General features: G+C 68.6%; 15 protein-coding genes and 1 pseudogene. 8 read left to right on the top strand and 8 right to left on the bottom strand.

The window, feature by feature from the left end; translation table 11 throughout:
- Positions 1-91 precede the first annotated feature (91 nt).
- The gene (locus LDO13_RS01580; protein WP_224048345.1) at positions 92-715 is read right to left on the bottom strand and encodes a copper resistance CopC family protein; all 624 of its coding nucleotides are present in this window, start codon (positions 713-715) and stop codon (positions 92-94) included.
- Positions 716-837: 122 nt separating this feature from the next.
- Here LDO13_RS01580 and LDO13_RS01575 point away from each other — a divergent pair, with 122 nt between their 5' ends.
- Positions 838-2,280, top strand: coding sequence for an NCS2 family permease (locus tag LDO13_RS01575; protein ID WP_224049856.1), 1,443 nt, complete (start codon positions 838-840; stop codon positions 2,278-2,280).
- A 174-nt stretch (positions 2,281-2,454) separates the two neighbouring features.
- Complete coding sequence (hutG, locus tag LDO13_RS01570) at positions 2,455-3,420, top strand: formimidoylglutamase (RefSeq protein WP_224048344.1); 966 nt, start codon at positions 2,455-2,457, stop codon at positions 3,418-3,420.
- 30 nt (positions 3,421-3,450) lie between these two features.
- On the opposite strand, the gene LDO13_RS01565 is transcribed toward hutG, so the two are convergent.
- The 5 genes from LDO13_RS01565 to LDO13_RS01545 form a co-directional block, all read right to left on the bottom strand.
- The gene (locus LDO13_RS01565) at positions 3,451-4,755 is read right to left on the bottom strand and encodes a cation:proton antiporter (protein ID WP_224048343.1); all 1,305 of its coding nucleotides are present in this window, start codon (positions 4,753-4,755) and stop codon (positions 3,451-3,453) included.
- Between the two features lie 111 nt (positions 4,756-4,866).
- Positions 4,867-5,103: a hypothetical protein gene (locus LDO13_RS01560; protein WP_224048342.1), complete on the bottom strand. Its 237-nt coding sequence runs from the start codon at positions 5,101-5,103 to the stop codon at positions 4,867-4,869.
- Between the two features lie 150 nt (positions 5,104-5,253).
- The gene (gene hutH, locus LDO13_RS01555; RefSeq protein ID WP_224048341.1) at positions 5,254-6,846 is read right to left on the bottom strand and encodes a histidine ammonia-lyase; all 1,593 of its coding nucleotides are present in this window, start codon (positions 6,844-6,846) and stop codon (positions 5,254-5,256) included.
- Positions 6,847-6,963: 117 nt separating this feature from the next.
- A complete protein-coding gene (locus LDO13_RS01550) occupies positions 6,964-8,667 on the bottom strand; it encodes a urocanate hydratase (RefSeq protein WP_224048340.1) in 1,704 nt (567 codons plus the stop codon).
- Positions 8,668-8,852: 185 nt separating this feature from the next.
- A complete protein-coding gene (locus LDO13_RS01545; protein WP_224048339.1) occupies positions 8,853-9,692 on the bottom strand; it encodes an IclR family transcriptional regulator in 840 nt (279 codons plus the stop codon).
- Between the two features lie 238 nt (positions 9,693-9,930).
- Here LDO13_RS01545 and LDO13_RS01540 point away from each other — a divergent pair, with 238 nt between their 5' ends.
- The 5 genes and pseudogenes from LDO13_RS01540 to LDO13_RS01520 all read left to right on the top strand — a co-directional run.
- Positions 9,931-10,848 carry an SDR family oxidoreductase gene (locus LDO13_RS01540; RefSeq protein ID WP_224048338.1) on the top strand — a complete coding sequence of 306 codons (918 nt, stop codon included), beginning with the start codon at positions 9,931-9,933 and terminating at the stop codon, positions 10,846-10,848.
- Between the two features lie 146 nt (positions 10,849-10,994).
- On the top strand, positions 10,995-12,500 hold the full coding sequence (locus tag LDO13_RS01535) for an amino acid permease (RefSeq protein WP_224048337.1): 1,506 nt from the start codon (positions 10,995-10,997) through the stop codon (positions 12,498-12,500).
- Between the two features lie 73 nt (positions 12,501-12,573).
- Complete coding sequence (locus LDO13_RS01530; protein WP_224048336.1) at positions 12,574-13,227, top strand: LysE family translocator; 654 nt, start codon at positions 12,574-12,576, stop codon at positions 13,225-13,227.
- Between the two features lie 190 nt (positions 13,228-13,417).
- Entirely contained in the window at positions 13,418-13,678 is a 261-nt protein-coding gene (locus tag LDO13_RS01525) for a hypothetical protein (protein WP_224048335.1), read from the top strand.
- 17 nt (positions 13,679-13,695) lie between these two features.
- Positions 13,696-13,872 (top strand): annotated as a pseudogene (locus tag LDO13_RS01520) (helix-turn-helix domain-containing protein); the annotation flags it as partial.
- A 146-nt stretch (positions 13,873-14,018) separates the two neighbouring features.
- Here LDO13_RS01520 and LDO13_RS01515 read toward each other — a convergent pair.
- Positions 14,019-14,768, bottom strand: a complete 750-nt coding sequence (locus tag LDO13_RS01515) for a 3-hydroxybutyrate dehydrogenase (protein WP_224048334.1) — start codon at positions 14,766-14,768, stop codon at positions 14,019-14,021.
- Positions 14,769-14,908: 140 nt separating this feature from the next.
- Here LDO13_RS01515 and LDO13_RS01510 point away from each other — a divergent pair, with 140 nt between their 5' ends.
- A complete protein-coding gene (locus LDO13_RS01510) occupies positions 14,909-15,826 on the top strand; it encodes a LysR family transcriptional regulator (protein ID WP_224048333.1) in 918 nt (305 codons plus the stop codon).
- Between the two features lie 27 nt (positions 15,827-15,853).
- Here the strand turns inward: LDO13_RS01510 and LDO13_RS01505 are convergent, their stop codons facing one another.
- Positions 15,854-16,774, bottom strand: coding sequence for a fused MFS/spermidine synthase (locus LDO13_RS01505; RefSeq protein WP_224048332.1), 921 nt, complete (start codon positions 16,772-16,774; stop codon positions 15,854-15,856).
- Between the last annotated feature and the right edge of the window lie 19 nt (positions 16,775-16,793).

Here is a 16,793-nt window from a genome sequence, read left to right as displayed (position 1 = left end):
CCAAAGGCAACTCCCCCAAGGCAACGCGGGGTCAGTTACGGCCCATCAGGGTGGGTCGAATGGGCGCTAAGTGACCCCGCGTTGCTTCTGTTCAGTTCCCGGCGCCCTGGTGCTCGGCGTCCTGGCCGTCGTCGACCTGCTCGTCACGGCCGGCGAGGCGGCGCTTGGCCATCAGGCCCAGGACAACCACAATGCCGATGGCCGTACCCACGAAGATCACGATGCTCCAGGGGAAGGGCTCGGAGGAATCGGCCGGAAGGGACGGCGCCGGCGTGGTGCCGGGCTGGGCGGTTCCCATCGTGGGAACCGCGGCAGCCGCCGTCGAGCCCGCCGCTCCGGTGGTGGCTGTGAAGGCGAAGTTGCCTTCGATCGGGTGCGAGTCCGAGCTGACCACCCGCCACACCACGGTGTAGGCGCCGGCCGGGGCCCCCGGCTTGAGCTTCTGCGAGGCGACGTTGTCCACGATCTCCACCGCGCCGTCGGCCCAATTGACGCCGGCGGCATCGTTGACCAGCATCTGCGAACCCAGCGCCAGCGGGTTCTTGTTGAACGTGACCGACACCTTCTCCGGCGGCGCCGCCACGGTGGCGCCGGAGGCCGGGCTGGTGGACTCGGCGGCGTCGTGCGCCGAGGCGGGAGCAGCAGCACCCAGCAGGGCGGCGGCGAGGATCACGGCCCCCAGGAGGGCACCCTGAAGCTGTCGGATGAGGCGCATGGTCTGGCTACTCCTAGTGTTGTCTTCCTTACAGACTAGGCGAATTCGGCCGGACGCCCGGTCTGCGCCCAATAGGATTCAAGTAACCACAAACGTCTCCCGGAGGACTAATGCAAGACCTGATGCTCAAGCAAGGCTCCGCACTCGACCGGTATTTCAAGATATCCGAACGCGGGTCGAACTTCTCCCGGGAAATCCGGGGAGGCTTCGCCACGTTCTTCGCCATGAGCTACATCGTGGTGCTGAACCCGCTGATCCTCTCGGTGCCCGATTCAACCGGCGCCACCCTCGGCTTCCCGGCCGTCGCCGCCGTCACCGCGTTCGTTGCCGGCATCCTGACGATCCTGATGGGCGCGTGGGCCAAGCACCCCTTCGCGCTGGCAACGGGCCTCGGCGTCAACGCCTTCGTCGCCGTTACGGTGGCCACCAACCCCGGCCTGACCTGGCCGGACATGATGGGCCTCGTGATGCTCTCCGGCATCACCATGCTGATCCTGGTCCTCACCGGATTCCGGACCGCAGTGTTCAAAGCGGTCCCGGAGGGCCTGAAGACCGCGATCGTCGTGGGCATCGGCCTGTTCATCGCCCTGATCGGCCTCGTCAACGCCGGCTTTGTCCGCCGCATCCCCGATGTCGCCGGGACCACCGTCCCGGTCGGCCTGGGCTTCGACGGCAAGCTGCTCGGCTGGCCCACACTGGTCTTCGTCTTCGGTCTGGTCCTCACCATCGCCCTCGTGGTCCGCAAGGTCAAGGGCGCGATCCTGATCGGCATCGTCGCCTCGACCATCCTGTCGGTGATCCTGGAATTCACGCTGCACATCGGCCCCAGCTTCGACGGCAAGACCCACAACCCGCAGGGCTGGTCCCTCGTGGCCCCGAAGTTCTCCGAATGGGCAGCCCCCGACCTGTCGCTGATCGGCAAGGCCAACCCCTTCGGCGCGTTCGAGCACCTCGGTTTTGTCGCTGCGACCCTGCTGGCGTTCGTGATCCTGCTGAGCATCTTCTTCGACGCCATGGGCACCATGGTGGGCCTGGCCACCGAGGCCGGCAGCATCGACAAGGACGGCAACATCCCCAACGTTGACCGCGTGCTGCAGGTGGACGCGCTCGGCGCGATCGTCGGCGGCGGGGCCTCGGTCTCCTCGAACCAGATCTACGTCGAATCCGGCGCCGGCATCGGCGAAGGCGCCCGGACCGGCCTGGCCTCCGTCGTCACCGGCCTGCTGTTCCTCGTGGCCATGTTCTTCACCCCGCTGATCAACCTCGTGCCGTTCGAGGCAGTGGCACCGGCGCTCGTCGTCGTCGGCTTTATGATGGTTTCCCAGGTCGGCAAGATCGACTGGCAGGACCTGGGCATCGCGATCCCGGCCTTCCTGACCTTCACGCTGATGCCGTTCACGTACTCGATCGCCAACGGCCTTGGTGCGGGCTTCATCATGTTCGTCCTGATCCGCACGTTCCAGGGCCGCGCCCGCGAGGTGCACCCGCTGATGTGGGCTGTGGCCGCGGCCTTCCTGCTGTTCTTCGCGATCGGCCCGATCGAGGCCGCGCTGGGGCTGCACTAGCCACTCCCCCACCCCGCCGAGTTCGCACTTCGCAGCGCCGTTTTCCGGAAATTTCCCCGGAAACACTGCCGCGAAGTGCGAACTCGGCGGCGTTTAAGTGCAGGTTCCGGGATTTCGGACACCACCACGGCGGCGCGGCTGGTTTTCCGGCCCGGGCTGCTGTGAGCTAGGGGCATGGTTTCTCCCGCTCCCTCCGTCGACGTCCCGCCGCAGCCCTGGTCCGGACGGTTCGACGGCGACGGCCCCGAACACCGCCGCTGGTGGCAGTCCGTCACCCCGTACGCGCGGCGCCGCCCCCAGCCCGGGCGTTCCGACTCCTCCCACCGCCCCGCTGTGATTCTCGGCTTCGGCAGCGACGCCGGGGTGCGCCGCAACAAGGGCCGCACCGGTGCCGCCGCAGCCCCCGCGGCGATCCGCGCCGCGCTCGGCCCGCTCGCGTTCCACCTGGACCGGGAGGTGCACGACGCCGGCGACGTCACCGTGGCCGGGGATGCCCTGGAGGCAGGGCAGGCGCGGGCCGGGCTCGCCATCACCGCCCTGCTCGACGCCGGCCAGCTTCCCGTGGTGCTGGGCGGCGGGCATGAGACGGCGTTCGCGAGCTACCTGGGCGTGGCCGGTTCCGCGGCGGTCCGCGAGGGACTGCGCGTGGGTGTGCTGAACCTGGACGCCCACTTCGACCTCCGCGACGAGGCAGTGCCGAGTTCCGGCACCCCGTTCCTGCAGATGGCCCGCGCGGAAGCCGCCGCGGGCCGCGAACTGAAGTACGCCGTCGTCGGGATCTCCGAGCCGAACAACACCCGGGCGCTCTTCCGGACCGCCGAGGAACTCGGTGTGGACTACCTGCTGGACGAGGACTGCTCAGCGGAGGCCGCACGGGTGTTCGTGGCGGCGTTCCTGGCGCAGGTGGACGCCCTGTACCTGACGATCGACCTGGACGTGCTGCCGGCCTCGGTCGCCCCGGGCGTGAGCGCCCCCGCCGCCTACGGTGTGCCGCTGCCCGTGATCAGCGCCGTGTGCCGACAGGTGGCCAAGAGCGGGAAGCTCCTGCACCTTGACGTGGCCGAGCTGAATCCGGAATTCGACGTCGACGGCCGGACCGCCAAGGTGGCCGCGCGGCTGGTCAATACGCTGCTGGGGTAGGCGGCAACCCGGCACCGCGGCAGGCCCCCGTCAGATCGATGTTTTCGGCGCTTTGCCCTCGTCGCCGTACTTCCGCGCGGCCTTCTTTTCGCGCAGCCGGTCCAGCCGGTTCATGACGGGTGCCGTGGTGGCCCCGTGCAGCACGATGGACATGGCCACCACCAGGCCGATGAAGGCCCACAGCTGCTCCCCCTGGGCGGCGAAGTCGCCCTTGCTGAGCGCGTAGGCGAGGTAGTACAGCGAGCCGATGCCTCTGATGCCGAAGAAGGCGATGGCGATCCGCTCCCGCGGGCCGGTCTTGCCCCGTGCCAGGCCAATCCAGCCGGCCAGCGGACGGACGACCAGCAGGAACGCCAACGCCACGAGGATCTCCGCCCAGCCGATTCCGGCCAGCAGGCCCCGCGCGATCGCGCCGCCCAGGAGCACCAGGATGACCACCGTCATGAGCCGTTCGAGCTGCTCCACGTAGGAGTGCATCACGCGGTGGAACCCGTGCGTCCGTTCGGCGGCCCGGATGGTGACGGCACAAACAAAGACGGCGATGAACCCGTAGCCCTCCAGCATCTCGGTCACCCCGTACGCCAGGAAGGTCGCGGCCAGCGCCACAAAGCCCTCGGAGTGGCCGGACAGCCGGATGCTGTCACTGGCGGAGAAGAACAACCGACTCAGGGCCTTCCCGGCCAGCCAGCCGAGGAGGATGCCCATGCCGATCCGCCACAGGACATCGGTGGCGAACCAGGACACGAACCACTCCGACGGCGAGGGGCCCACCAGGCTGATGGCGATGGCCAGGTACACGAACGGGAAAGCCAGCCCGTCATTCAGTCCGGCCTCGGAGGTGAGTCCGAAGCGGATCTCGTCCTCACCGCGCTCGGTTTGGTCCTCGTCATCTGCCGGCTCCCCCACCTGGACTTCCGACGCCAGCACGGGGTCGGTTGGCGCGAGCGCCGCCGCGGCCAGCAGCGCGGCTCCGAGCCCCAGCCCCAGCACCCCCAGGCCCAGCAGGGTGAGGGCCACGATGCAGATCGGCATGGCCGCGCCCAGCATCCGCCAGGTGGTCGACCATTCCCGCCTTCCCACTGGCCGGTCGAGCGCGAGGCCCGCGCCCATCAACGAGATGATGACGCAGATTTCGGTCAGGTGGGTGGTGAACTCCCCGTACTGCAGGGGGTCGGGGTCCGGCAACTCCGGGATGAGCGTGAAGGCCAGTATGCCGGCGGCCAGGAAGACCATCGGCATGGACAGCGGCGCATTGCGCAGCAGCTTGGGCAGAAGGGCTGCGGCGAAGACGGCCAGGCCTGCCGCCGCAAAAATGATGCTGGGAGCCTCAAACAACTGCGTATCCCTCCTGCCGGGCCCGGGTGCCCGGGGATGCGTGGGGCGCCGTCCCTGCGGAACGGCGCCCCACCACCACGATACGCGCGAGCGGCGCGAAGACGGCTGCGGCTAGCTGCGCCGCACCTCCACACCATCGGATTTCAGGAAGAGCTCGGTTTCGGACGGTACCGCCGGGACGAGCCACAGCACATTGCCGCTCAGTGAGACTTCTTCGACCTCACCGGCGGCCAAGACCTGCGCGTGCTTGAGGATTTCAACCCGATCACCGGCCTTCAGGCTCCGCCAGTCGGAAACCGCCGCGGCCGTGGCCTGGCGCCTGGACATAACCGTCCCGCGTGCTTTCATGAACTTCTACCCCTTTGTATATGTTCTTTGTCACAACGTCGTTGGTGTGACTTTCCATTTGTACTACAGTTCCCGGGCCCCCGCTGGCCGTGTTGCCGACTATTTCGGGGGGACCGGAAATTGTTCATACAGACTGCATTTTGTTTTTCTTCAGGCGAGATTTCCGACGGCGGATTCGGCGGCCGCGCGGACCTTGCCCGACGCCACCAGGGCATCCGCGGCTTCCAGCTCCGGAGACAGGAACCTGTCCGTGCCGGGACCCTCGACGACGTCGCGCAGGGCGGCGATCACGGCCGTGCCCGCCGGGCCTGGGGTGAGTTCGCCGTCGGACAGCTGGGTGCGGATGTCCAGGGCCCGGGCCGAGGTCACCAGTTCGATGGCCAGGACCCGGCGCAGGTTCTCCACCGCGCGGCGGAGCTTGCGGGCCGCGTGCCAGCCCATGGAGACGTGGTCCTCCTGCATCGCGGAACTCGGGATCGAGTCAACCGACGCCGGGACGGCCAGCCGCTTGTTGTCCGAGACCAGCCCGGCCTGGGTGTACTGGGCGATCATGAGGCCCGAGTCGACGCCGGGGTCCGAGGCCAGGAAGGCCGGCAGCCCGTGCGAGCGGGCCGGGTCCAGCATCCGGTCGCTCCGGCGCTCGGAGATGGAGCTCAGGTCCGCTACGGCGATGGCCAGGAAGTCCAGCACGTAGGCCACCGGGGCGCCATGGAAGTTGCCGTTGGAGCTGACCCTGCCGTCGGGCAGGACCACCGGGTTGTCGATCGCGGCAGCCAGTTCGCGGGAGGCGACCAGGGCGGCGTGGTCCACGGTGTCGCGGACGGCGCCGGCCACCTGGGGTGCGCAGCGCAGCGAGTAGGCGTCCTGGACCTTGGTGTCGTTGATCCGGTGCGAGGCCACGATCGGCGAGTTGGACAGCACGCGGAGCATGTTGTCCGCGGAGGCAGCCTGGCCCGGATGCGGGCGCAGCGCTGCGTGCAGCTCGGGCAGGAACACCTGGTCGGTGCCCAGCAGCGCCTCGACGCTGAGCGCGGCGGTGATGTCCGCCGTCGTGAGCAGCTGGCGGATGTCCGCGATGGCCATCAGCAGCATGCCGAGCATGCCCTCGGTGCCGTTGACGAGGGCCAGGCCCTCCTTTTCGGCCAGCGTGACGGGTTCGATCCCGTGCGCGGCGAGGAGTTCGGCGACGGTGCGGCCGCCCTTGGCGCCATACAGTTCCCCGTCCGGGCCGGTGGCTTCGCCTTCGCCCATCAGGACTAGGGCGCAGTGCGAGAGCGGCGCGAGGTCGCCCGAGCAGCCGAGCGAGCCGAATTCGCGGACCACCGGGGTGATGCCGGCGTTGAGCACGTCCACCATGGTCTGCAGCACAACGGGCCGGACGCCGGTGCGGCCGGAGGCCAGGGTCTTGGCGCGCAGGAACATGATGCCGCGGACCACTTCGCGTTCCACGGCCGGGCCCATGCCGGCGGCGTGGCTGCGGATCAGGGACTTCTGCAGCTGGGTGCGCAGCTCGTTGGGGATGTGCCGGTTGGCCAGGGCCCCGAAGCCGGTGGAGATTCCGTAGGCGGGCGTCTCGGAGTGGGCGAGATCGTCGATGTGCGCGCGGACCCTGGCGACGGCGTCGAGGGCGTCCTGGGCGATGGTCACGTGGGCGTCGTGGCGGGCGACGGCGACGACGTCCTCGGGGGTGACGCCGCTGGAGCCGAGGGTGACGGTGAGCGGTGAGTGGGTGGTGAGAGTCATTGAGATCTACCTAAATCTGATGGTTGAGCCCGGTTTCCCCATCGATTGCTCCATAACGGCCCTTTTCGGAGCTCAAAACGGCACTTACGGAGCAATCGACGGGGGTTGGGGGTTTGGTTAGAGGGAGTCCGTGGGGAGCATGGGGATGCGGACGCCGCGTTCGTTGGCGACCTCGACGGCGCGGTCGTAGCCGGCGTCGACGTGGCGGATGACGCCCATGCCGGGGTCGTTGGTGAGGAGGCGTTCGAGCTTCTGCGCGGCGAGGTCGGTGCCGTCGGCGACGGAGACCTGGCCCGCGTGGATGGAACGGCCGATCCCGACGCCGCCGCCGTGGTGGATGGAGACCCAGGTGGCGCCGGAGGCGGTGTTGAGCAGGGCGTTGAGCAGCGGCCAGTCGGCGACCGCGTCGGAGCCGTCGGCCATGGCCTCGGTCTCGCGGTACGGGGAGGCGACGGATCCGGAGTCGAGGTGGTCGCGGCCGATCACGATGGGGGCCTTGACCTTGCCCTCCTTGACCAGCTGGTTGAACAGCAGGCCGGCCTTGGCGCGGTCGCCGTAGCCCAGCCAGCAGATGCGGGCCGGCAGGCCTTCGAACTCGACGCGCTCCTGCGCGGCGTCGATCCAGCGGTGCAGGTGCTTGTTGTCCGGGAAGAGCTCCTTGATCGCCGCATCCGTGACCGCGATGTCCTCCGGGTCGCCGGAGAGCGCCACCCAGCGGAACGGGCCGAGGCCCTCGCAGAAGAGGGGCCGGATGTAGGCCGGGACGAAGCCGGGGAACTCGAACGCGCGGTTGTAGCCGCCCTTGCGGGCCTCGTCGCGGATGGAGTTGCCGTAGTCGAACACCTCGGCGCCGGCGTCCTGGAACTCGACCATGGCCTGGACGTGCTTGGCCATCGATGCCTGGGCCTTCTTGGTGAAGCCCTCGGGATCGGCGGCGGCCTCGCGGTGCCATTCCTCGACCGTGATGCCCTCGGGCAGGTAGCTTAGCGGGTCGTGGGCGGAGGTCTGGTCCGTGACGATGTCCACGGTGAGCTCGCCGGCGTTGTGGCGGCGCAGGATCTCGGGGAAGACGGTGGCTGCGTTGCCGACGTAGCCGACGGACAAGCCGCGGCGTTCCTTCTTGGCCGCCAGCACCTTGGCGATGGCGGTGTCGAGATCGGTTTCCACCTCGTCGAGGTAGCGCTTGCCGGCGCGGCGGCGCAGGTGGCTCTCGTCGACGTCGACAATCAGGCAGGCGCCCTCGTTCAGGGTGACGGCGAGCGGCTGGGCGCCGCCCATGCCGCCGCAGCCGCCGGTGAGGGTCAGGGTGCCGGCGAGCGTGCCGTTCTCGTCGCCGGTGAGCTTGCGGGCGATCGCGGCGAAGGTCTCGAAGGTGCCCTGCAGGATGCCCTGGGTGCCGATGTAGATCCAGGACCCGGCGGTCATCTGGCCGTACATCATCAGGCCCTCGGCCTCGAGCCGGCGGAACTCCGGCCAGTTGGCCCAGTCGCCGACGAGGTTGGAGTTGGCCAGGAGCACGCGCGGCGCCCATTCGTTGGTGCGGAAGACACCGACGGGCTTGCCGGACTGGACCAGGAGGGTCTCGTCCTTTTCCATGGTTTCCAGGGTGCGGGTGATGGCGTCGAACGCGGCCCAGGACCGGACGGCGCGGCCGGTGCCGCCATAGACCACCAGGTCATCGGGGCGCTCGGCCACCTCGGGGTCCAGGTTGTTCATGAGCATGCGCAGCGGGGCTTCGGTCTGCCAGCTCTTGGCGGTGAGCTCGGTGCCGCGGGCTGCTTTGACCGGGCGGGCACCGGTGGTGAAATCGGCGGGTGCCATGAGGGGCTCCTTTGTTGTCTCGGGTGGTTCGGGGATAGGAGGTTCTATATCAACTAAAGCCTGTCCGCAGCGGCGGAAACAGGGGGTTCGGGCTGGTCCTGTCCGGAATACCAGACAAGCCCAGCTCCCCCCGTTGCGCGCCGTAGGCGATAGCGCAACCCGGGGAAAGCGGACGCGTGCGCGGGTCAGGCGGAGGGGCGGCCGTGGATCCGGATGGAGAGATCGTCCGCGACTTTCCGCACCCGGGCGGCCAGGGCGGCCCACTCCTCGGGCGGCAGCTTGTCCTCGAGGAAGGTCACGGCGACTGCGGCGGTGGGCCAGCCGACGTGGTCCGTGACGGCGGCGGCGATCGAGCCGAAGCCGGGCGTCACCTCCCCGTGCTCGGTGGCATAGCCGCGCTGCCGGACCTGGTCCAGGTGCGAGGACAGCGCCGAGTATTTCATGATGGGCGACTCCGTCTCGTGACGGGCCGTGAAAGCGGCCGCGTTGGGGTACAGCGCCCGGACCTGCGACTTCGGCAGTGCCGCGAGAATAGCCCGCCCGCTGGCGGTGAGGTGGCTCGGCAGCCGGACGCCGACGTCGGTCACCAGCGATGGCCGGTTCTTAGCCCGCTCCTCCACGATGTAGAGCACATCGCGGCCATGCAGCACAGCGAGGTGCGCACTTTCGCCGATCACATCCACGAGGGAGGCGAGCAGCGGCCGGCCCAGGCGGGACAGCGGCTCCTGCCGCGAATAGGCCGAGCTGAGCTCGAAGGCGCTGATTCCGAGCCCGTAGCGCTGTTCCTCGTGAAGATGCAGCACGAATCCGTTTGCCTCCATCACGCCAAGGAGGTGGTAGACGCTGGAGCGCGGAAGCCCCAGCGCAGTGGCAATGTTCGACGCCGCCATCGGCCCGCGCTTGGAGGCCAGAAGCTTGAGGATGCGCAGGGTATTTTCCGCCGCCGGAACCTTGGACGCCACCTTGGCCGGCGCGGCTGCGGGCGTCGCTGCAATGGCAGGCGTGGTGGTGCTCGTGGCTTGCATGGCTCCTCTTCAATGGCGCGGTGTCCGGTATCCCGTACTTAAGCATGCGCCCTCGCAGGGGTCCCGAACAGGAATCGCCGCGTCAGCATGTCTGGAATTCCAGACCTTCCCGGAGTGCCGGCGGGCCTTCCGCCCCTACCCGTCCGGCTCCAGCGGTGTTTCGCTGGACGTGCGCGCGCAGGGAGACAGCAGTCCGCCGTGAACAAGTCGCGGCTGACGGGCGGCGGGACGGAGAGAAATGAAACCGGACCTCTCGGGCCACGTGGCATTGGTGGCCGGCGCCACGCGCGGCGCGGGCCGCGGTACCGCCGTCGCTCTCGGTGAGGCCGGCGCGACGGTGTACTGCACCGGACGGTCGGCACTGGGCCGTCGCTCGGACTACGACCGGCCCGAGACCGTCGAGGAAACAGCGGCCCTCGTGAGCGCGGCTGGAGGCGAGGGGATCGCCGCCGCCGTCGACCACCTCCAGCCTGCGGAGGTGGAAGCACTGGTGCGGCGGATCGACGCGGAGCAGGGCCGGCTGGACATCCTGGTGAACGACATCTGGGGCGGTGAGCGGCGGATTGAATGGAACACGCCGGTCTGGGCCCACGATCTGGACGCCGGGCTGCGGATGCTCCACACGGGCGTCGACACGCACCTGATCACGAGCCATTACGCCCTGCCGCTGTTGATCCGCCGGCCCGGCGGCCTCGTTGTGGAGATGACCGACGGGACACGCGAATACAACGCCGGGCATTACCGGGTCTCGGTGTTCTACGACCTCGTCAAGGCCGCAGTACTCCGGCTGGCCTACAGCCAGGCGGAGGAACTGAAGAAGTACGGATGCACGGCGGTGGCCCTCACGCCGGGCTGGATGCGGTCCGAAATGATGCTCGAAGCGTTTGGCGTCACGGAGGCGAACTGGCGTGATGCCGCCGCTGTCCAGCCGCACTTCGCCGCGATTTCGGAAAGCCCGCGCTTCGTCGGCCGTGCAGTGGCTGCCCTCGCGGCCGACCCCGGCGCGCTGGGCCGCAGCGGCGGCTCCTTTTCCTCCGGCGGCCTGGCACGCGAGTACGGCTTCACTGACATCGACGGCTCCCGGCCCGACTGCTGGCGGTATCTGGTCGAAGTGCAGGACGCCGGCCTGCCGGCGGCTGCCGCCGGGTACCGCTGACCCGCCGCCCACACCCCCGGAAGCTGGCCGCCGGGCCCGGGATGTCTGAAATCGAAGACACCGTCTGCCCGTGAGGCTCATCACAGCCCGCCCCAACATGGTCTGCTGGTTAGCGATCCCCCTCCCAATGACGAGAAGGTATTCGCATGCAACAAGCCACCACGGACATCAAGCCAACGCCTCCTTCGGGACCGGCCGGTACCCCAGGCACGGCCGGCAGTGCGGTCGGCGCCGCCGTCGAAACTGTCCTGAACCGCGGACTCAACGTCCGCCACATCCGCTTCATGGCACTGGGCTCGGCGATCGGCACCGGACTTTTCTACGGCTCCGCCTCGGCCATCCAGAAGGCCGGCCCTGCCGTGCTGCTGGCGTACATTATCGGCGGCGCCGCCGTGTTTATGGTGATGCGCGCCCTGGGTGAAATGGCCGTCCGGCACCCCGTGTCCGGTTCCTTCGGCCAGTACGCCAGCCGCTACCTCGGCCCGCTGGCAGGCTTCGTGACCGGCTGGACCTACGTGTTCGAGATGGCGATCGTGGCCATCGCGGACGTCACCGCCTTCAGTATTTACATGGGCTTCTGGTTCCCTGAGGTCGAGCGCTGGATCTGGGTCCTGGCGATCATCTTCTTCCTCGCGGCGCTGAACCTGCTCAGCGTCAAGGTCTTCGGCGAACTCGAGTTCTGGTTCTCGCTCATCAAGGTGGTGGCCATCATCGCCATGATCGCGGGCGGCGCCGCCATCATCGTCTTCGGCTTCCAGGCCGGCGGCGCCACGGTCGCGCCCGGCCTGGGCAACCTCGTGGAACACGGCGGGTTCTTCCCGCACGGCTTTGAAGGCCTCCTTGCCTCGTTCGCCGTCGTGATGTTCGCGTTCGGCGGCATCGAAACCCTGGGCATCACGGCCGGCGAAGCCGCGGATCCGAAGAAAGTCATCCCCAAGGCCGTCAACACCGTCCCGGTGCGGGTCCTGCTCTTCTACGTACTGACCCTCGGTGTCCTGATGAGCCTGTTCCCCTGGAACGAGATTGGCACCAACGGCAGTCCGTTCGTGCAGATCTTCAGCGGGCTGGGCATCCCCGCGGCGCCCCACATCCTCAACGCCGTGGTCATCACCGCCGCACTGTCCGCGATCAACAGCGACATCTTCGGAGCCGGCCGGATCCTCTTCGGCCTGTCCCGGCAGGGGCATGCCCCCGCGAGCTTCGGCAAAGTCTCCCGCCACGGCGTGCCGTGGATGACCGTGGTGATGATGGCGGGCATCCTGCTGGTGGGAGTGGTCCTGAACGCCGTCATCCCGGAGAACGTCTTCCTGCTGATCGCCTCGATCGCGACCTTCGCCACGGTCTGGGTCTGGGTGATGATCCTTGCGTCCCATGTGGCGATGAAGCGCGAGATTGCCCTCAAGGGACTGCCGGCGTCGGAATTCCCGTCGCCCTGGTGGCCCGCCGCCTCGGTGGCGACGATCGTTTTTATGGCCCTCGTCATCGGAATCCTGGGGGCGTTCGAGGACACGCGAGTGGCACTGTATGTGGGCGCCGCCTGGCTCGGACTGCTCGTCATCGGGTACCGGCTCTGGGTCCGCGGCCACGGCCGGCTCCGGGCCGAGCTCGCGGACGAAACGGCGCAGCTCCCCCAGGTTCCGGCGCGGAGCTAGGGACGACGGCGGGACAGCCGGCAGGACCTGCGGCGGACCATGCGCCGGCCTCCCCGCGGGGCTAAAATCAGTCATGGTCCCCGCCCCCAACCTGCTGACCTTTGCCCTTGCGGCCCTCCTCCTGATCGCCGTGCCCGGACCCAGCGTTCTGTTCGTCGTCGGCCGGACGCTGGCCCTGGGCCGCAGGGGCGGGCTCCTGAGCGTGCTGGGCAACGCCGTCGGCGAACTGCTGCAGATCGCCGCGGTGGCCCTGGGCGTGGGCGTGGTGCTGGCCCAGTCCGTCCTGCTTTTCAGCGTGGTCAAGTTCGCCGGCGCGGCCTATCTCATCTACCTCGGATTCCAGGCCATCCGGCACCGCGGCGGAGGCCCGACGGCGGCGGCGCCCTCGCGTCCGGCGTCGACTTTCAGGATCCTCCGGGAGGGATTCATCGTGGGTGCCACCAACCCGAAGTCGATTGTCTTCTTTGTGGCCGTATTGCCCCAGTTTGTGGACTACTCGGCTGGCGCCATTCCGTTGCAACTGGCAACGCTGGGGGCACTGTTCCTCGCGATCGCGCTGGTCTCCGACAGCGGCTGGGCGCTGATCGCGGGGACGGCGCGGCGCTGGTTTGCCAGCTCGCCCCGGCGGATCGCTGCCCTGGGCACCACCGGCGGGGCGATGATGATCGGGCTGGGCGGAACCCTGGTCCTGGTCGGGAACGGTGCGGAGCCCCCGCCCGGCAAGTAGTCGGCTCCGGAGCCCAAGTGGTGACCGGCCTGACCGGGGTAGGAGTTACTCGTGTGACGAAAGGGGCGCGGGGCTACAGTTGCTTCACGGCGGTACCGGACCGGCCGGAATGCTGGCTGGAGAGCCCTCCCGCAGCCGGCCCGGATTCGCCCAAAACCCAAGTGGCGCGCCCTCTGAAGGAGTGGTTCCGATGGAGTCCCCAGCATCTCCACAGGCACAACGCGAACGACGCCGCGTGGCCCGTATCCTCTCGGGAACGGTTGGCCGCGCAATTACACCGCGGATTCCGTTCCGGGTAGGACAGGTGCTGATCGGCGATGACCCATTTAACGGCCGGCATCTGGGCACAGTCACGGTGATTGACGCCCCCTACGTCGGCCTCCGGACGGCCGGCACCCCGCCGGGCGCCGTCACCTTCTACGACTACCGGCAACTCCGGTACCCCGACTAGTGGACGGGCCCGACGACATGAGCTCAGCGAACGTTTCCTCGCACTTCCTGACCATCGCGGAAGTCGCTGCGGCCATGCGTGTATCCAAGATGACCGTGTACCGGCTGGTGAAGTCACATGCCATCGCCGCCGTACGGGTGGGCCGGTCGTTCCGTGTTCCCGAGGAAGCGGTCAACGACTACATCCGCCGGTCCACCGAACCCGCCACCCCCGACCAGGGACCGGGTCCGGGTCCGGGTCCGGGTCCGGGTCCGGGTCCGGGTCCGGGTCCGGGTCCGGGTCCGGGTCCGGGTCCGGGTCCGGGTCCGGGTCCGGACAAGCCTGCCGGCTGAACTTCGGGTTACCGGGCGGACCAGCCGCCGTCCATCGTGTAGCTGGCGCCGGTGACCATCCCGGCGTCGTCGGAGGCCAGCCAGGCCACCAGGGAGGCGACCTCCTCCGGCTCGACGAGGCGCTTCACGGCGGCCTCGGTCAGCATGATCTTGCTGAGCACCTCGGCCTCCGGAATCCCGTGCACCTTGGCCTGGTCTGCGATCTGGGACTCGACCAGCGGCGTCCGGACATAGCCGGGGTTGATGCAGTTGGAGGTGACGCCGTGCGCGCCGCCTTCCAGCGCGGTGACTTTGCTCAGGCCTTCCAGCCCGTGCTTGGCGGAGACGTAGGCGCTCTTGAACGGCGAGGCGCGGAGCCCGTGCACGGATGACAGGTTGATGATCCGGCCGAAATTGTTCGCGTACATGTGCGGCAGTGCGGCGCGGATGAGCAGGAACGGCGCTTCGAGCATCAGCGTGATGAGGCGGCGGAAGTCCGCCGGGTCGAAGTCCTCGATGGGGCTGATCCGCTGGATGCCGGCGTTGTTGACAAGGATGTCGCAGTCCAGGCTGACGGCCTGGAGGGCATCGACGTCGAGCAGGTCGACCGCCCAGGAGGTGCCGCCGACCTCGTCGGCGAGGGCTGCGGCCGCGGCCTCGTCGACGTCCGCGATCACCACTTTGGCGCCGCGTGCCGCGAGGGCGCGGACACTGGCAGCACCGATTCCGCCGGCTCCGCCGGTCACCAGGGCCTTGCGCCCGTTCAAGCTGCTCTCCATGTGTGCACTCCTCAGTTCGCGGTCTCTAACGGCCCAGAGGAGGTGCGATGCACAGCGCTGAGCAGCTTCACTGAGTATTGCCGCACAAAGTGGGTGTTTCAATGGTCAAACCAGCACCCCTTATGTGCAGAATTGCAGATATGAATGCAAACCCCGATGACCTGCTTGTGCTCCTGGCGGTCTCCCGCTCCGCAAAGTTCACGACGGCGGCGCAGTCCCTGGGGCTGAACCACACCACCGTGTCGCGCCGGATCGCGGCGCTGGAAAAGGCGCTGGGCGGGCGAGTGCTGTCCCGCGCGGCCGGCGGGTGGGAGCTCACCGACCTGGGTGCGGAGGCGGTCCAGGTGGCCGAGCGGGTGGAGGCGGCGATCCGGAGCCTGGAACAGCCCGGCAGGACCCCGGACCCGATTACCGGCGTCGTCCGGATGACCGCGACCGACGGCTTCAGCGCGTACATTGCGGCTCCTGCGGTGGCCAGGCTGCGCCGCGACCACCCCGGGCTCAGCGTCGAGATCATCACCGTGACCCGGCGCGCACTCCAGCAGCGTTCCGGCCTGGACATCGAGGTGGTGGTGGGCGAACCGCAGGTGCACCGGGCCGCGGCGGCCCGGCTCGGCGAATATATGCTCGGGATGTACGCCTCCCGCGATTACCTCGCCGAGTACGGCACCCCCGAGACGATCGAGGAACTGACCACCCACTCACTGGTCTACTTCGTCGATTCCATGCTCCAGGTGGACGACCTGGACGCCCCCCGGCGGCTGGTGCCGACCATGCGGGACGGCCTGAGTTCCACCAACGTCTTCGTCCACGTGGAGGCGACACGCGCCGGTGCCGGGATCGGGTTCCTGCCGTGCTTCGCGGCGGACCTGCATCCGGACCTCGTCCGCCTGCTGCCGGACGAGTTCGCCGAACTGCTGCCGTACTGGATGGTGCTGCGGCCCGACTCCATGCGCCGCCCGGCTGTCGCGGCGGTGGTGCAGGCTCTGCGGGAACAGACCAAGGCCCACCGTGAGGCACTTCTGGGCCGGGGCGGGACCGCGGCAACTGCTCCGTAACCGCCGTTTTCGGGCGGCAAAGGGCCGTTACGGAGCAGTCGACGGCGTCAGGTCCACCGTTTTCGGGTCATGGCGGACCGGGGCGCCGGCGGCAAAGGCCCGGACCTTGGCGTCGTCCCAGATGTGCGCCGGCACCGCCCCGCCCAGCAGCCGCCGCGCCAGCCCGGGGTCGCCGTCGAACGGGACATCGCTGCCGGCCATGATCATGTTCCCGAAGCGCCGGCCCTTGAGCATGGCCGGGTCCGCGATGATCACCGTGTGCTTGAAGGTGTCCGCGATGGTCGCGGCGTCCTCGCGGGCGTTCCTCAAATCCGGTGCGTCGCCGGAGTTCACCACGTAGATCCCGCCAGGAGCCAGGACGCGCCGCGCGTGCTCGTTGAACTCCCTGGTGGTGAGCGGCCGCGGTGTGAGCGAGCCCGCAAAAACATCGCGGATGATCAGGTCCCGGGTCTGCGGCGTAAGGCTTTCGGTCACCGCACGGGCCTCCCCCACCCGCAGGCGCATCAGCGGCGCCTTCGGCAGGTCAAACCAGCCGCGGACGTACTCGGCCAGCTTGCCGTCGAGTTCCACCACCACCTGGCGGGCATCCGGGTAGGCGGCGTGGAAGTAGCGCGCCAGTGAGCACGCTCCGCCGCCGAGGTGCAGGGCACGCAGCTTTGGCTTTGATTCCCGCGGCCAGCGCGATTCCACGAGGGCCGAGATCCAGCGCATGTATTCGAAGTCGAGGAACAACGGATCCGCCAGATCGATGTGCGAACTCATCACGCCGTTGATCCGCAGCAGCCAGCCGGTGGAGTTGTCCTGGTCGGCAATCAGCTCGCAGTCGCCGGTATCGATGTAGTAGACGCCTTCCACCGGACCCTCGGGGCGGCTGCCCCTGGGAACTTCCACCACTCCGGCCGTCTTTTCGGTGCTGTTCCGGCTGGCCGCCCTGCCCCGCTTCGCCATCAGCCGTCCACCGTTTTGC

This window comes from Arthrobacter sp. NicSoilB4, from assembly GCF_019977335.1.
Classification (GTDB): domain Bacteria; phylum Actinomycetota; class Actinomycetes; order Actinomycetales; family Micrococcaceae; genus Arthrobacter.
This window is presented reverse-complemented; position numbering and strand designations above follow the sequence as displayed.

Excerpts from the sequence above, each read along its gene's own strand:
- LDO13_RS01550 (WP_224048340.1), bottom strand. The coding sequence starts at position 8,667 with ATGGCACCCGCCGATTTCACCACCGGTGCCCGCCCGGTCAAAGCAGCC.
- LDO13_RS01515 (WP_224048334.1), bottom strand. The coding sequence starts at position 14,768 with ATGGAGAGCAGCTTGAACGGGCGCAAGGCCCTGGTGACCGGCGGAGCC.
- LDO13_RS01560 (WP_224048342.1), bottom strand. The coding sequence starts at position 5,103 with ATGAAAGCACGCGGGACGGTTATGTCCAGGCGCCAGGCCACGGCCGCG.
- LDO13_RS01535 (WP_224048337.1), top strand. The coding sequence starts at position 10,995 with ATGCAACAAGCCACCACGGACATCAAGCCAACGCCTCCTTCGGGACCG.
- LDO13_RS01545 (WP_224048339.1), bottom strand. The coding sequence starts at position 9,692 with ATGCAAGCCACGAGCACCACCACGCCTGCCATTGCAGCGACGCCCGCA.
- LDO13_RS01510 (WP_224048333.1), top strand. The coding sequence starts at position 14,909 with ATGAATGCAAACCCCGATGACCTGCTTGTGCTCCTGGCGGTCTCCCGC.
- LDO13_RS01505 (WP_224048332.1), bottom strand. The coding sequence starts at position 16,774 with ATGGCGAAGCGGGGCAGGGCGGCCAGCCGGAACAGCACCGAAAAGACG.
- LDO13_RS01580 (WP_224048345.1), bottom strand. The coding sequence starts at position 715 with ATGCGCCTCATCCGACAGCTTCAGGGTGCCCTCCTGGGGGCCGTGATC.
- hutG (WP_224048344.1), top strand. The coding sequence starts at position 2,455 with ATGGTTTCTCCCGCTCCCTCCGTCGACGTCCCGCCGCAGCCCTGGTCC.
- LDO13_RS01540 (WP_224048338.1), top strand. The coding sequence starts at position 9,931 with ATGAAACCGGACCTCTCGGGCCACGTGGCATTGGTGGCCGGCGCCACG.
- LDO13_RS01530 (WP_224048336.1), top strand. The coding sequence starts at position 12,574 with ATGGTCCCCGCCCCCAACCTGCTGACCTTTGCCCTTGCGGCCCTCCTC.
- LDO13_RS01575 (WP_224049856.1), top strand. The coding sequence starts at position 838 with ATGCTCAAGCAAGGCTCCGCACTCGACCGGTATTTCAAGATATCCGAA.
- LDO13_RS01525 (WP_224048335.1), top strand. The coding sequence starts at position 13,418 with ATGGAGTCCCCAGCATCTCCACAGGCACAACGCGAACGACGCCGCGTG.
- hutH (WP_224048341.1), bottom strand. The coding sequence starts at position 6,846 with ATGACTCTCACCACCCACTCACCGCTCACCGTCACCCTCGGCTCCAGC.